This is a genomic window from Providencia sp. JUb39, from assembly GCF_012272845.1.
Taxonomy (GTDB): domain Bacteria; phylum Pseudomonadota; class Gammaproteobacteria; order Enterobacterales; family Enterobacteriaceae; genus Providencia; species Providencia lanzhouensis.
Window position 1 is genome coordinate 1,523,194 of record NZ_JAAWXD020000001.1, and the last position, 14,853, is coordinate 1,538,046.

Here is a 14,853-nt window from a genome sequence, read left to right on the forward strand (position 1 = left end):
TCCAATACGTTGTGACTTAAGAGGTTGTGCCGAATTGTGAATGTGGAGCAGAAGCTCCATCACTGTTTTTTATTGATATGTTAATGCTGTGTTGCAAACATATTTTCGGCATACATTATTATAAAATTGCTAATAAGCAGAATGAATTTATCGTAAGAAAGTCAGTTTTAAGATGAAAATTCGATGTAACTCTCATTCTTACGATAAGGGGGCACAGAATAACGGATTTTTATTGACAATAAAAGAATGTTTTTTGAATCGATTAAGTTAATTAAAAACAATGAGTTACAAAATGTTTTTTGCGCTTATAAACTTTTCGTGGAAAAGATAATAAAAAGTTATGTTTTGGCGTAAAAGGGACACATTAACATTACTCTTTAGAGGGAGATGCTCTTAAACCATCGGATTGCTTCCTAATGATAAGCCAAGAGTAAATGAGGTTGACCAACACTAATACGGCGGTGAAGAAGAACACGGCTCTAAAGCCGTATGTTGCTGCAACAAAGGAACCCATTAAAGGACCCGTGACATTACCTACATCGCGTAATGCTTGGTTGTAGCTAAATATACGTCCGGTGATTTGGTGAGAAATATTATAAATAATTAAGGTTTGTACGGCGGGTAACAGCGCGGCGTTAAGGGCGCCGAGTAAGAAGCGCAGAGCGCCTAATTCCCAATAACTGCTGACGAGCCCCATCGGAAATAGAACAAAAATTGAGGCGGCAAGTACGGCTAATAAAACACGGTCAGGTCCAATGCGATCGCTCAGTTTACCGAGCATAGGGGCGCTAATCAGTGCAGCAACGCCGGGAATGGATGCAATAATCCCACTGATAAAAGCAAGATTATCAATTGAGTCTGAAAGCTCCCGAACATACAGGGTGATCACTGGGTTAATCGAACCAATCGATGCTTGGATGATCATGGTGGTGAAAAATAGGCTGATCACTAAGTTTTTATTACGCAAAGAGGCAAAAACTTGTTTTCCGGTCAGAGCATCTTTGCGTGAAACGGGGGTAAAACGCTCACGGACGTAGAAAAGTGTCACAAAAAAGCAGATAAACAACACACTAGCGGTAATAAAGAATACTGGACGCAAGCCATATTGGTCGGCAAGTAATCCACCAATCAGTGGACCAATCAATGCGCCGCTCACCGCGCCAGTTGCCAAGACACCCATCGCCCAACCGCTTTTATTAACGGGGACTTGGGTGGCAATTAGCGCATTGGCATTCGGGACAAACCCGCCAAGTAAGCCTAAAAGCGCCCGCAAAGCCAAAAGTTGCCAAATATTCTGCGCAAAGCCAATCAGCACCATGACAATCGCCATCCCAAGGGCAGAGCGCAGCAACATTAATTTACGACCGTGGCGGTCAGAAAGGCGCCCCCAAAAAGGTGCGGCAATAGCGGAAAATAGGAAGGTAATACTGAAAACGGCACCCGTCCATAAATTCAAAGAGCCATGGTCAGTAATACCAAGTTCTTCGATATACAGAGGAAGAAAAGGCATGATCAAGCTGAAGGCAGCGCCCGTTAGAAAGCAGCCGAACCAGACGATGTAGAGGTTTTTTTTCCAGTAAGTACTTTTCTTCATGTTCTCCCTTCATATTTCGCGCCGCAGCGTTGTTGGCTTCATTCGCGCACCCCAGTCACATACTTGTGTATGCTCCTGGGGATCCACTCATTTGCCGCCTAGCTGCAACACGAACTATTTTGGGATAACTGCCTGCTTCAATGCGAAAAATTTCGGGAATAGGCAGCCTAGCGGTGGTGGATTTTATCTAAATCGCCGTACAGGGAAGGTTCTCCCTTTGGACGCGTTTTAAAACGGCGGTGCATCCACATATATTGCTCTGGCGCTCGTAAAATTTCTTTCTCAATGACCTGATTCATCATCGTTGCGGTGGCGACATTATCGTCTACAGGGAAATTATCTACGGCCGGCTGGATCAGCAACTTATAACCTTTACCATCGGGTAAGCGGATAGCTGAAAATGGTACAACGAGTGGATTGCCAAGAGATAATAAGATTTGTGAGCCATTGGTGGTTGCCGCTTTTTCTACCGCAAATAATGGCGCGAATGAACTGTTTCTAGGACCGTAATCATGGTCAGGGGCATACCATAAAATTTCCCCTTCTTTTAATGCGCGGATCATGCCTTTAACGTCTTTACGGTCAAGCATGTATTTATTGGATTTCAAACGTCCACGAGTTTGTAGCCAGTCCATCAGTTTATTATCGTTAGCACGATAAACACCAATGCCGGGGTTCAACATACCAAATGCGCGACCGCCGATTTCCAACGTTAAGAAATGGACGCCTAACACAATAATGCCACGGCCGGTTTCTTGAGCGGCGAGCATATTTTCACGACCTTCAACTTTAAACCAGCGGCGCACTCGCCAATCAGGCCAGAACCACGCCATTCCCGTTTCGAAAACACCCATACCGACGGCTTCAAAGTTTTTATCCACCATTTTTTGGCGCTCTTCTTGGCTCATCTCAGGAAAACACAATTGCAGATTACGATCGGCAATTTGGACACGTTTTTTTAAGAAGCGCTTGGAGAAACGCCCCAAACGGGTACCTATCCAATAAATGACGGGGTAAGGAAGCAGGACGAGCAGGTAGAGCACGCTAATGCCAAACCAAACTAGCCAGTAGCGAGGATGTAATAAACTTTTTTCAAACTTTGGTGCTGGGATCATTGTTTTTTCGGTTTCTACTTAAGTGGATTTCAATTAAAAATAGCTTGTTAATCTGAATGATATCAAATTAACCCGCAAAAAGTTGTGCTGTTTGCATGGTGCTCATTAATTCGGCAAGGTTTCTCACTGCCATTTTTTCCATCACTCGGGAGCGATGCACTTCGACGGTTCGTACGGATACGCATGCCACTTCTGCGATTTCACGGTTAATTAGCCCTTGAAGCACATAGGTGCAAACGTCTTTTTCTTTCGGCGTTAAGGTTTCATAACGCTGTTTAATCAATGTGCGTTCAGTGGCTTTTATGGTTTGTAAGCGCGCTTGCTCAAGGGTTTCGGCAAGTTGCTGGCTATCAATGGGTTTTTGTAAAAAATCGATAGCGCCTAATTTCACCTGTTCAACCGCCATCGGGATATCCCCATGACCAGAAAGGAAAATCACCGCGAGGGTGCTTTGCTGCTCTTTCAGGTATTGATGTACTTGGCGCCCGTCAAATTTTGGCATACGCATATCGAGCAATACAATTCCTTCCTCATGCAGAGGGGCTTGCTGGATGAACTGCTCACTGTCGTTCCATACGGTAACGTTATAGCCGAGCGTTTCGAGTAAAAATTGACAGGAATCAGTGACATCGGTGTCATCGTCGACAAGGTGAATGACTGGCATTAATTCATACCTCGTGGCTTATTTCTTGTTTGTATAAGTATCTTGCTTATATAAATGGTATCCATAACATTGTCACATATAGTTATTGGGAATGTTATCTTTTGTGTGGCAAAACATGCGCTATATTCTGATTATCTCGAGTAATTAAAAATTAGCGTCACACGCAGCCCATTCTTACCTTCATCATTATGTTGATTTTCAATGCGAATATCCCCACCTTGGCTTTGAATTAATCGCTGGCAAATCACCAATCCGAGTCCCAGCCCTTCCTGTTTAGTGGTGGCGAATGGCATGATACCTTGATTAAGCTGCTCGTCAGGCATTCCACCGGCATCATCTTGTAATACAAGTAAAAAGCGTCCATCGGCAAAATGAAAGCCAAAGGTTAATGTGGTGGCGCCCGCTTGTAGGCTATTACTGATCAAATTTGAAAGTAACTGATCAAGTAAGGTATCTGGTAGCAAGAGCTGGACATCGGGAGTTTCGGGTAATTGCAACCTAACGGCTGGGAAATGTTGCTCTACTTGCAACAGTTGCCAGATATGATTAATGGTCTGTTTGACGGATTGCTGGCGTAGTGTCAGACAGGATTCTTGCCCCGGTTTTCCTGCCCATAAACGCAGGTTTTGAATAATGTCAGCACCCCGTTGAGCCTGTTCATCAATTTTACTGATCGCACCAAGAAGAGGGTGGTTTTCCGACTCTTTCTTCAATCGCAAAATAGAGCCTTGGGCATAATTTCGAATCGCGGATAATGGTTGGTTCAATTCATGGGCAAACCCAGAAGCCATTTCACCTAATATATTGAGTCGTTGAGCTTTTTGTAGATTAGCTTCTTGCTGACGTAGGCGGTTATGTGCGACTTCTAGCTGTTGGCTACGACGGCGAACCAAGAAGGCTATCCAGACGTGGTTAATACCCAACAATAAGAATATTAAGGCGATAATGCCGATGGTAATTTGGTGTTGAATTGTCCAACTGACAATATCTTGCCAAATTTCCCGTTGCTGTGGGTGTTGGTTGACGTCACGCAGTAAGTTTTCTACTTGCGTGATGGATGCTGGAGCCCCCCAGCGCATATTGGGAGTATCTCCAGATAGCAAAACTTTGGTGACTTTATCCACTAAATTGTCAGGAACTTCGCTTAAGGCGGCGAATGACCAATTGGGGTAAAGTTCGGTGCTCGTTAGGCAAGGTAACGCGCTCTCTTTTTGAACAAGCGGACGGAATTGGTGTTTATCAATCAGTCCTTCACTGTCCATATTTTCTAATAAACAGACGGGGACAATTGCCGCAGAGAGCGATTTATCCCGTAAAGCGTATAACAGCGCATCCGCGGGAAAGCCCAAAAACTGCATCCGAAAGTCTTTTTCCGTGTCATACCCTAAATCCCTTAACACTTTATAACCTAATAGATATCCCCCAAATGCATCGGGAGATATTGCGCCGACTTTTTTGCCGATGAGCTGATCAGCGCTGTGAATATCGCTATCTCCACGGACCAAAATAAGGCTGCCTATCACGTTGCGCGTCGTACTGTTTGGCTCCACATCCGAGCGTAAAGAGAGTAGCCAGCGTAGGTGATAGCGATTATCGAGTTGGATAAATTGAGCTGGGTTTGTGAGTAAAAAGTCAATTTTTCGATTCGAAATCGCCTCTTTCATCTCTTCAAGATTCAGGGGTTGCAGGGTAAAGCGTTCACCTGGTATGGATTCATTGAGGGTGTCGACTAAAGGTTGCCAGTGCAACTGAGTGAAACTCGGCCCTCGCAGGGCGAGAACACCGATTGTCCATTGCGCCGCACCCGCCGGAATGCACCATAACAGCAGGGTAATTAAAAGTATGTGATACAACGGCATAGACGTTTTTTTTAACATTTAGGGTTTATTCGTTGCGTTAGATCAAGATCCCTTCGGGTATGTGGAAAACCACAATAGGGGCGCAAGGCTTTTCTTCTTACTATGAACTCAGAATTATTAGAGTAGCACAAAGATAACACACCGATTTTAAAGAGAAATAAGAATTTAGTGGTTATCAGACATCGGTAACACGGTGTTACCAATACGTAAGATAAACCAATAATAGATTGATTATTAACTTTTATTTTCGCATTAGCAATGTCAATACTGGAGCCGATTATGGATCTGAGTAAACGAAAATTCCTACAACAGATTGGGGCCGTCACTGCCGGGGCATCGCTGATCCCAATCGCCGAGGCGGGGTTAAGTTTTTCCCCAACTCGCCGTGAAGGCAACCCTGAAAAACGCTATGGCATGTTGATTGACCTGCGCCGTTGCGTAGGGTGCCAATCATGTACTGTCAGTTGTTCTGTCGAAAACCAAACACCTCAAGGGCAATTTAGAACGACGGTTAACCAATATCAGGTCTCCTTAAAAGGGGAAGAAGGGTTCACTAACGTTTTACTGCCTCGCCTGTGTAACCATTGTGATAACCCACCTTGCGTGCCAGTTTGCCCAGTGCAAGCAACGTTCCAACGTGAAGATGGCATTGTGGTGATTGATAACGAGCGTTGTGTAGGCTGTGCGTATTGTGTGCAGGCTTGTCCGTACGATGCGCGTTTTATTAACCATTCAACACAAACCGCAGATAAATGCACGTTCTGTGCGCATCGCTTAGAAGTCGGTTTATTGCCAGCCTGTGTCGAATCTTGCGTGGGTGGAGCGCGTATTATCGGTGACTTAAAAGACCCGAATAGCACTATTCGTAAGATGCTTTCTGAGCACGAAGCGCAAATCAAAGTCTTGAAACCGGAAAGTGGCACGTTGCCGCAGGTGTTTTATTTAGGGCTGGATGATGCGTTTGTGGAACCGTTGCAAGGTAAAGGGCAACCGGCATTATGGCAGGAGGTGTTCTGATGAGCGAACAAGTGACCTATATTTCCGAAATCATGGCGCAGCCGCAAGAGTTTTTCTGGCTTCCTTGGGCGGTGCAATACTTTTTCTTTATTGGGATTGCTGCCTGTGCGGTGCTGTATGCCTGCTATCTTCATTGGCAAAATCGCAGTGGAAACGGTCGATTAGAAATGATTGCCGTGTTTATTGCTATCACGATGGGGATCACGGCGCCGTTAGCATTAACGGCTGACCTGCACCAAACCGCCCGTGTATGGCACTTCTATGCACATCCAACAATGTGGTCTTGGATGTGGTGGGGTTCGGTATTGCTACCGCTGTTTACCACGTTTGTTGGGTTGTACTTTGTTGCGCTGCTGGTCAAATTGATTTGGAAGAAAGAGTATAAAGCGACCCGCTGGGTAGCGTTACTGAGTGCGTTATCATCCATTGGTTTACTGCTATATACCGGTCGTGAAGCTTCTGTATTAGTGGCTCGCCCAATTTGGTTTAGCTGGTGGATGCCAGTGCTGATGTTCTTAAGTGCGATGCAAGTGCTGCCCGCTTTGATTAGCTTAGGTGCTCGTCGTGAACCGCAATATCAAAATCGTTTAGCGCGTTTCCAAGTGATTACGTTACTCCTGTTTGCTGTCTGTTTTGCACTGTGGATCTCTGGTGATACCACGTCTGGAATTGCAGTTCGTCAACAGTTAGATGTCACAAGCCCAGGTTGGTGGATGTTAATGGGCGTATGCGCGCTGTGGGCAATCACGTTTGTGATGGCGCTGAGTAACGTGAAAGCAGTTCGCTCCGTTCCTTACATTACGGTTTTAGCGTTAGTGTCTATGGCGTTAGCGTGGGTATTACGTTGGATTTTCCTGATGGAGATTCAAGCGGTACCAAAATACAACATCATCACCAATCCATACCATTTCCCATTAGGTAATGATGGACTACTGGCGATTGTCGGTACATTTGGATTGTGGATTGCATTAACAATTATTGTTCGCGAAGGTGTTCGCTGGTTTGCGGGGAGAGTGCAACATGGCTAAATTCTCAAGACGTCAATGGCTTAAAGGTGGTTTAGTTGTCGGTGGTCTTGCTCTTTTTGGAGCGAGCTATCGTGAAGTTGCCAAACGTGCTGTAGATGGTTTAGTGGATGGCACTTCTGGCAAAGTGACACTGGATCGCATCAACGGTAACTCGCTTATTCCTGAAGGAACGGCGATTGGTGGTTGGAAAGAGAACCCTGCGCAAGTGGTTTCAATGACACAATGCTTCGGTTGCTGGACGCAATGCGGTATTCGTGCTCGTGTGGACAGTGCGAAGAATGAAGTTTTGCGAATTGCGGGGAACCCATACCACCCTCTATCCCATGAGAAACACTTTCCATACGGGATGCCGTTATCCACTGCATTTGCCAAAATGGGCGGTGAAAGTGGATTAGAACATCGTTCAACCGCATGTGCTCGTGGTGCAACGCTGATGGAAGGGTTAACCAGTCCATTACGTATTCTCGAACCGATGAAGCGTGTTGGTAAACGTGGTGAAGGGAAATGGGAACGTATTAGTTTTGAGCAGTTAATCAAAGAAGTGGTTGAAGGTGGGGATTTATTTGGTGAAGGTCATGTGGATGGTCTGCGTGCTATCCGCGATTTAGAAACGCCGTTGGATCCTGCTCAACCGAAATTAGGACCTAAAGCTAACCAGTTACTGGTGACTAACGCCGGGGATGATGGTCGTGATGGTTTTATTCGTCGTTTTGCGCAAAATGCTTTTGGTAGCAAAAACTTTGGTGCTCACGGAGCTTACTGCGGTTTAGCGTATCGCGCAGGTTCTGGTGCGTTGATGGATGACTTGGATAAAAACGCCCACGTCAAACCGGATTGGGATAATACGCGTTTCGCGCTGTTTATCGGAACATCTCCAGCACAATCAGGTAACCCATTTAAACGCCAAGGTCGCCAGTTAGCGAGCGCTCGTTTACGTGACTCATTCAACTATGTGGTGGTGTCTCCAGCTCTACCATTGACTACCTCATTGGCCAATGACCATGGTCATTGGGTGCCTGTTCAACCGGGTACCGATGCGGCGTTGGTGATGGGGATGATCCGCTGGATTATCGAGAATGACCGCTATAACGCCGCTTATCTGAGTGTGCCAAGTGAAAAATCCATGGAAGCGGCTGGCGAGAAAAGCTGGACAAACTCGACGCATCTAGTGATCACCGATGATTCTCATCCTCTGGCGGGTAATTTGTTACAGCAATCTCACCTAACTGGTGTAGTGGCTGAAGAGGGTGAGGATGAGAAAAAAGCCTATTTGGTTCAGGATGCAAACGGCGAACTGAAACTGGCGGACGATGTGACAAATGCAGAGTTGTTTGTGACTCGCCAAGTCACGCTTCATGACGGTAGTGAAGTGACGGTGAAATCGAGCTTCCAATGCTTAAAAGAAGCAGCCGATCGCATGACGCTGGAAGAGTACAGTCAGCGTTGCCAAGTCCCTGTAAAAACCATTGAATCATTAGGAAAAGCATTAACCTCTTATGACAGAAAAGCGGCAGTGATATCTCACGGCGGCATGATGAGTGGCAATGGCTTTTATACAGCATGGTCTGTGATTATGCTTAATGCGTTGATTGGTAACTTAAACTTAAAAGGTGGCGTCTCTGTCGGTGGCGGTAAGTTTAACGGGGAAAATGATGGTCCTCGCTACAATATCGCAGGCTACAAAGGCAAGGTGAAACCGAAGGGTGTGGTGCTATCTCGCAGTAATGAAGTGTATGAAAAGTCGGATGAATTTAAAGCAAGGGTGGCGGCAGGTGAAAAACCGTACCCAGCGAAAGCACCTTGGTATCCGTTTGCGAAAGGTCAGTTAACTGAACAGTTGGCTTCCGCATTGATGGGATATCCGTATTCCCTGAAAGCGTGGATCACCAATATGACAAACCCAGTTTATGGTATTGCGGGTATTCGTCAGGTGATGGAAGAGAAGCTGAAAGATCCAAAACATCTACCGCTGATTATTGGTATTGATGCTTTCATGAATGAAACGACGGCGTTAGCGGATTACATTGTGCCAGATACCCATAACTTCGAGAGCTGGGGTTTCAGTGCACCGTGGTCAGGTGTTCAGGTGAAAGCGAGTACTGCGCGTTGGCCGATTGTTGAGTCCCGCACGGCAAAAACAGCGGACGGCCAGCCAGTTTCCATGGAATCATTCTGTATCGCAGTCGCTAAAGAACTGAATTTACCGGGCTTTGGTGACAATGTAATTGCGGATATGGATGGCAATATGTATCCGTTAAATACCGCAGAAGATTACTACCTTCGAGTGGCGGCTAATATGGCATGGTTAGGTGAAAAACCAGTACCAGAGGCGGCAACAGAAGACATTACGATAAGTGGTGTCGAACGTATCATGCCGCAAATTACTCGCACATTGAAACCTGAAGAAGTTCGCCGTGTTGCGTATATATTTACGCGCGGTGGTCGATTTGCACCTTATGAGAAAGCATGGGATGGCGAAGCGACGGGTCCACAGTGGAAAAAAGGGTTACAAATTTGGAACCCTACGGTGGCGATTAACCGTCATGCGATCACCGGTGAGCGTTTTAGTGGCTGCCCGACCTACTATCCACCGCGTATGGCGAACGGTGAAGATGTGAATGCGGTATTCCCAGAGAAAGAGTGGCCATTGAAAATGATGTCATTTAAATCTCATGTGATGAGCAGTTCCACAACCATGATTGAGCGTCTGCGTCATGTGAAACCGACTAACTTGGTAGCTATTCACCCTGATGATGCAGCGAAAATGGGCGTTAAACATGGGGATTGGATCAAGATCACCACACCGGGTGGCCATGCTGAGGCTCAAATTAGTGTGCTCGATGGGGTTATGCCGGGAGTTCTCGCCGTTGAACATGGTTATGGCCATACCGAAATGGGTGCAAAACAGCACTATTTAGACGGTGAAGCCATGCCGATGAATGCGGCAAATGGTTCAGGTATTAACTTGAATGATTTAGGGTTTGCAGACCCGACTCGTGAAGTGGCAAATACATGGCTTGATTGGGTATCTGGCGCCTCCGTGAGACAAGGTTTGCCAGCTCGTATCGAGTTAATTGGTTAAGACAGAAGTCCATCCAGTAGGTTGTAAGTTAGTAAAGTGTAAGTAGTAAAGTGTAGTTAGTAATATAAGCAGTAAAGAGGTTTCTGACCTACTCTGTTCTGCATAGCGGAGTAGGGAAGTACCCCTAAAGCAGTTGACATTGCGCTCTACGATGCGGTTTACCCATCGTAACTTCGGCAAATGCCAGGGAGGGGGAGCCCTCCCTTTTTTCTTTTCTAAAAAGAATTATTTCCCCTAATAAATCATCGCAATATATTCCCCTAACAATAACCTTTCAAATAAAGGGTTTTTTATTAACATAATAAAAGGGATAATAACTCAAAATTAACGAGCAATTCTTTGCTGGTGATTTAAATCTTTTTTATATCAAAGTATTACATAGGAAAGCGAACACCATGCCAGTGTTACACAACCAAGTTTCGAATAAAATTCTTAAAGAGCGTATGTTGGCTGAAACTGAGCCGCGTACGACAATCTCTTTTTATAAATACTTCAATATTCAAGACCCTACAGCATTTCGTAATGAATGGTACCAACAATTCAAAGCGTTGAGCGTATTTGGTCGAGTGTATATTGCCAAAGAAGGGATCAACGCACAAATTAGCGTACCTGCCTCCAATGTCGATGTGTTGCGGGAACTTATCTACGCAACAGACCCGGCCTTAAATGACCTGCGTTTGAACATTGCTATTGATGATGATGGTAAGTCCTTCTGGGTACTGCGCATGAAAGTCCGTGATCGTGTAGTTGCGGATGGTATTGATGATGAAACTTTTAATCCTGCCAATACTGGGCAGTATCTAAAAGCCGAGCAAGTCAATGCGATGATTGATGATCCAGACACTATCTTCGTTGATATGCGTAATCACTATGAATATGAAGTGGGTCACTTTGACAATGCGATTGAAGTGCCATCAGATACCTTTAGAGACCAACTGCCAATGGCGGTTGAAATGCTGCAAGACCAGAAAGATAAAAATGTGGTGATGTATTGCACGGGCGGTATCCGCTGTGAAAAAGCGAGCGCTTACATGCTGCATAACGGTTTCCAGAATGTTTATCATGTGGAAGGCGGGATCATTGAATATGCACGAAAAGCGAAAGAACAAGGTTTACCGCTGCGTTTCAAAGGTAAAAACTTCGTGTTCGATAACCGTATGGGTGAGCGTATTACGGATGATACCTTAGCGTATTGCCATCAATGCGGGGAAGCCTGTGATACTCACACTAACTGCAAAAATGACGGTTGCCATTTACTGTTTATTCAATGCCCAAGTTGTGCTGAAAAATATGAAGGCTGCTGCAGCCATGCGTGTACCGAAGAGATGAAGCTGCCTGAAGATGAGCAGCGTACTCGCCGTGCTGGCCGTGAAGTGAGTAATAAAATATTTAATAAATCTCGCCATCGTTTAGCGGATGGATTATTAAATAGCGGAAAGTAATATTATTTTTAAATGAAGAAAGCCCTTTTTAAAGGGCTTTTTATTTTAATAAAGATACTTAAAAACATTATAAATAAAAAATAGTTCAATTCGGTTTTTAACAAATACTTTTGATGTAATATGCCGTTTTTGTGAATAAACGGTGCTGTTACTTATGCCTAATTTTCTAGAGATAATATGATTAGGGGTTTCATTCATCCAGTTATTAATTATATTTTGTTCTTTCATAGTAAAGATGGATGAGTCATTATTATTAGCAAGCTTAGTTATTTTTTCTATTTGTTCTGAATCAGTGATAACTTTATCCAATGTTTGAGTCATGATATTTTTTGACATGATGAAAAAATTATCTTTTAGTAACAGAGGCTTGTCTGTTAAAGGGTACGCGGCATTGATGTAGATATAGAATCGAATGCTACTGGTTCTGTTTAGTAGAGTTTTCAACGTTGGGCAATAACTCGAGTAATGGCAATAGTAAGTTAAATTTACCAAAACAATACTGGGCGAGTATTTATTGATATATTCAATCCCTTCATTAATGCACCCTGTACTAATGAATTTTAATTTTCTATTAGAAGATAAATATTCGGTAATACCAAGGCGGGTATAATAACACTCATCAATAACTAATATTCTCATAGGGAACATCCTTGTTCGAAAAGAGTATTACAATAAATTGGAATTGATATTGAAGTCAATAAAGTAATAATAAAAATAATAAATTACCGCTTGTATTTGCAATTAATTCATAATTTATAGTTTCTATTTTATCTTTAATAATAAGCAGAAAAATTTCATTTATTAATGATGTGAATTGGAGTGGTGAAATGATAGTGAATGGATATTTGTTATGAGACAAATATCCATTCTTTTTACCTGCTAATGAGTTTTGAAATCAGATTCAAGATATTCGCCAGACTCAATCTTATCAATTCCAGCCTGAAGAATATTAATCAGCTGTTTGGCTACATCGGTTGTCAGCCACATGGTTTTATCAACTATTGCGCTATCCAGGCTATTGTTCTGTTCAGGGAGGTAATGTAAACGTAGCATCATCGCATCGTAGGCATCGACAGTACTGATATCCCAGCCAACAACAGGGTGAGTTTGGATTACATCGCTTTTTCTATTCATTTAGACCTCCTAATCAAACATCGTGATAAATAGTAAATATCTATTACTGACTAAGAGCAGGTGACTCAGAACGAGCTATATCTAGTATAAGAAGATTTTTTTAATATGGTAGTAGTAAAACTATTTTTTTGTGAATTTTGGTGAAAATTAAAAAAATAGCCGGTGATTCTTTAAAAAGAAGATGTGAAAAGGATAAAACCTTTCCACATCATAATGTTATTAGCTTACTTTGATAGTCCAACCACAATCTTCACCCGCTAAGAATGGGATTAATTTATCTGTCCCACAAGCAATAGATTCGCAGGTTATATTCTCAGATTTAGTCAGTGTAATGTGACCTTCATTGACAGGTAATCCATAAAACTTAGGTCCATTTAGTGAACAAAATGCTTCGAAATGCGCTAAAGCACCTAATTCTTCGAACACGGTTGCATAGGCAGCTAATGCGGTTGGAGCGTTAAATACGCCTGCACAGCCGCAGGATGCCTCTTTACGGGATTGAACATGCGGCGCAGTATCGGTACCTAAGAAGAAGCGATCGCAACCAGAAGCAACTGCTGCACGTAATGCTTCTTGATGAACATTACGTTTTAAAATCGGCAGGCAATACAGATGCGGACGTACACCACCAACTAACATATGATTGCGGTTAAACATCAAATGCTGTGGTGTTAAGGTCGCAGCTGTAAATTCGTTAGTCTCTAACACATATTGTGCGGCTTCTTTGGTTGTGATGTGCTCAAAAACTACTTTTAACTGAGGGAATTGAGCGCGCAATGGCAGCATGACTTGTTCGATAAACAGCGCCTCGCGGTCGAAGATATCGATATGGCTGGCGGTCACCTCCCCATGAATGAGTAATGGCATTCCAGCTTGTTCCATGGCAGCAAGAACAGGGTAGATTTTCTTAATGTCAGACACGCCATGGCTAGAGTTTGTTGTGGCATTCGCGGGGTACAATTTGCAGGCCGTAAATACACCTTCATTGAAACCACGAATTAGTTCATCAGCATCAGTTGTGTCAGTTAAATAGCAGGTCATTAACGGTGTAAATTGGTGCCCAGCAGGTACCGCTTGTTTAATTCGCTCACGATATGCTCTTGCGGCTTCTACCGTGGTAACAGGGGGTACAAGGTTAGGCATGACAATGGCACGACCAAAAAATTGGCTTGTGAACGGCACGACTGTATTTAACATTTCATTATCGCGAAAATGAACATGCCAATCATCAGGGCGGCGGATCGTTAGGGTAGTTACAGTTGTCATTAAACCGGCTCCAATAAGGGGGGGAAGTGATGAGCAGATGCTCAAGCCGGGAAAGAATGATAAAACGAAAACGATTAAATAGCTATGATCAAGGACAATTAATATAGAAATTATTTTTCTTTGGAGTTTTTTAACATACTGGAAAATAAAGAAATTTGAACAGAATAAAACAGAGAAAGGAAAGATTAAGTTGGCTCCTCCAGCTGGACTCGAACCAGCGACATACGGATTAACAGTCCGCCGTTCTACCGACTGAACTATGGAGGAACTCCCTTAACACGCAGAGGATATTAGCGTTCTGAGTCGCTAATGTCAAAGGGGAAAATGATAAAATAAGTTTGTTTGCCTGTTATCTGCACGAATCGATAGAATTTTGATCTAACTGATCAGATGTAAAAGAAATAAAGTCAAAAATAGCTGAAAAAAGAGCCAGTTAAAAAGATATGATTAAGATTGGAAAGTAATTTTGATGTGTAAAAATTATCTTTGATAAGGGATTAGTAGGAAAGATAGAAATGACAGGATTAGAAAGCAAGAAGCCCGCTAGGATTAACCTGAGCGGGCTTCTTAAATTTGGCTCCTCCAGCTGGACTTGAACCAGCGACATACGGATTAACAGTCCGCCGTTCTACCGACTGAACTATGGAGGAAT

11 protein-coding genes and 2 tRNA genes are annotated in these 14,853 nt (G+C 43.7%); 4 read left to right on the forward strand and 9 right to left on the reverse strand.

Going from position 1 to position 14,853, the window contains the following annotated elements:
• Window positions 1–370: 370 nt before the first annotated feature.
• The 4 genes from mdtG to ttrS all read right to left on the reverse strand — a co-directional run bounded on the left by mdtG (window position 371) and on the right by ttrS (window position 5,250).
• The gene (gene mdtG / locus HFU86_RS06790; RefSeq protein WP_108479561.1) at window positions 371–1,594 is read right to left on the reverse strand and encodes a multidrug efflux MFS transporter MdtG; all 1,224 of its coding nucleotides are present in this window, start codon (window positions 1,592–1,594) and stop codon (window positions 371–373) included.
• A 167-nt stretch (window positions 1,595–1,761) separates the two neighbouring features.
• Window positions 1,762–2,709 (reverse strand): Kdo(2)-lipid IV(A) acyltransferase, encoded by a 948-nt coding sequence (locus HFU86_RS06795; protein WP_132494619.1) that lies wholly within the window; start codon window positions 2,707–2,709, stop codon window positions 1,762–1,764.
• A gap of 67 nt (window positions 2,710–2,776) precedes the next feature.
• Entirely contained in the window at window positions 2,777–3,373 is a 597-nt protein-coding gene (gene ttrR, locus HFU86_RS06800; protein ID WP_036951558.1) for a tetrathionate respiration response regulator TtrR, read from the reverse strand.
• Window positions 3,374–3,504: 131 nt separating this feature from the next.
• Window positions 3,505–5,250 carry a tetrathionate respiration histidine kinase TtrS gene (gene ttrS, locus HFU86_RS06805; protein ID WP_442959161.1) on the reverse strand — a complete coding sequence of 582 codons (1,746 nt, stop codon included), beginning with the start codon at window positions 5,248–5,250 and terminating at the stop codon, window positions 3,505–3,507.
• A gap of 261 nt (window positions 5,251–5,511) precedes the next feature.
• On the opposite strand from ttrS, the gene ttrB reads away from it, so the two are divergent.
• From ttrB to trhO, 4 genes are all read left to right on the forward strand, one after another.
• Window positions 5,512–6,249: a tetrathionate reductase subunit TtrB gene (ttrB, locus tag HFU86_RS06810; protein ID WP_108479563.1), complete on the forward strand. Its 738-nt coding sequence runs from the start codon at window positions 5,512–5,514 to the stop codon at window positions 6,247–6,249.
• The gene (gene ttrC / locus HFU86_RS06815; RefSeq protein ID WP_187128964.1) at window positions 6,249–7,277 is read left to right on the forward strand and encodes a tetrathionate reductase subunit TtrC; all 1,029 of its coding nucleotides are present in this window, start codon (window positions 6,249–6,251) and stop codon (window positions 7,275–7,277) included. Before ttrB ends, ttrC begins: the two co-directional genes overlap by 1 nt.
• A complete protein-coding gene (gene ttrA, locus HFU86_RS06820) occupies window positions 7,270–10,359 on the forward strand; it encodes a tetrathionate reductase subunit TtrA (protein ID WP_187128965.1) in 3,090 nt (1,029 codons plus the stop codon). Before ttrC ends, ttrA begins: the two co-directional genes overlap by 8 nt.
• Window positions 10,360–10,754: 395 nt before the next feature.
• Window positions 10,755–11,801 carry an oxygen-dependent tRNA uridine(34) hydroxylase TrhO gene (gene trhO, locus HFU86_RS06825; RefSeq protein ID WP_187128966.1) on the forward strand — a complete coding sequence of 349 codons (1,047 nt, stop codon included), beginning with the start codon at window positions 10,755–10,757 and terminating at the stop codon, window positions 11,799–11,801.
• 45 nt (window positions 11,802–11,846) lie between these two features.
• Here trhO and HFU86_RS06830 read toward each other — a convergent pair whose 3' ends face one another.
• The 5 genes from HFU86_RS06830 to HFU86_RS06850 form a co-directional block, all read right to left on the reverse strand.
• On the reverse strand, window positions 11,847–12,440 hold the full coding sequence (locus HFU86_RS06830) for a LuxR C-terminal-related transcriptional regulator (RefSeq protein WP_036951544.1): 594 nt from the start codon (window positions 12,438–12,440) through the stop codon (window positions 11,847–11,849).
• A 240-nt stretch (window positions 12,441–12,680) separates the two neighbouring features.
• Window positions 12,681–12,935 carry a biofilm formation regulator BssS gene (gene bssS / locus HFU86_RS06835; protein ID WP_036951542.1) on the reverse strand — a complete coding sequence of 85 codons (255 nt, stop codon included), beginning with the start codon at window positions 12,933–12,935 and terminating at the stop codon, window positions 12,681–12,683.
• A 219-nt stretch (window positions 12,936–13,154) separates the two neighbouring features.
• Entirely contained in the window at window positions 13,155–14,201 is a 1,047-nt protein-coding gene (pyrC, locus tag HFU86_RS06840) for a dihydroorotase (protein WP_187128967.1), read from the reverse strand.
• Window positions 14,202–14,392: 191 nt separating this feature from the next.
• A tRNA-Asn gene (locus tag HFU86_RS06845) sits at window positions 14,393–14,468 on the reverse strand.
• A gap of 307 nt (window positions 14,469–14,775) precedes the next feature.
• Window positions 14,776–14,851 (reverse strand) — tRNA-Asn (locus HFU86_RS06850).
• Window positions 14,852–14,853 lie beyond the last annotated feature (2 nt).

Coding starts and splice junctions, on each gene's coding strand:
- pyrC (WP_187128967.1), bottom strand. CDS start 14,201: ATGACAACTGTAACTACCCTAACGATCCGCCGCCCTGATGATTGGCAT.
- mdtG (WP_108479561.1), bottom strand. CDS start 1,594: ATGAAGAAAAGTACTTACTGGAAAAAAAACCTCTACATCGTCTGGTTC.
- HFU86_RS06795 (WP_132494619.1), bottom strand. CDS start 2,709: ATGATCCCAGCACCAAAGTTTGAAAAAAGTTTATTACATCCTCGCTAC.
- ttrR (WP_036951558.1), bottom strand. CDS start 3,373: ATGCCAGTCATTCACCTTGTCGACGATGACACCGATGTCACTGATTCC.
- HFU86_RS06830 (WP_036951544.1), bottom strand. CDS start 12,440: ATGAGAATATTAGTTATTGATGAGTGTTATTATACCCGCCTTGGTATT.
- trhO (WP_187128966.1), top strand. CDS start 10,755: ATGCCAGTGTTACACAACCAAGTTTCGAATAAAATTCTTAAAGAGCGT.
- bssS (WP_036951542.1), bottom strand. CDS start 12,935: ATGAATAGAAAAAGCGATGTAATCCAAACTCACCCTGTTGTTGGCTGG.
- ttrS (WP_442959161.1), bottom strand. CDS start 5,250: ATGTTAAAAAAAACGTCTATGCCGTTGTATCACATACTTTTAATTACC.
- ttrB (WP_108479563.1), top strand. CDS start 5,512: ATGGATCTGAGTAAACGAAAATTCCTACAACAGATTGGGGCCGTCACT.
- ttrA (WP_187128965.1), top strand. CDS start 7,270: ATGGCTAAATTCTCAAGACGTCAATGGCTTAAAGGTGGTTTAGTTGTC.
- ttrC (WP_187128964.1), top strand. CDS start 6,249: ATGAGCGAACAAGTGACCTATATTTCCGAAATCATGGCGCAGCCGCAA.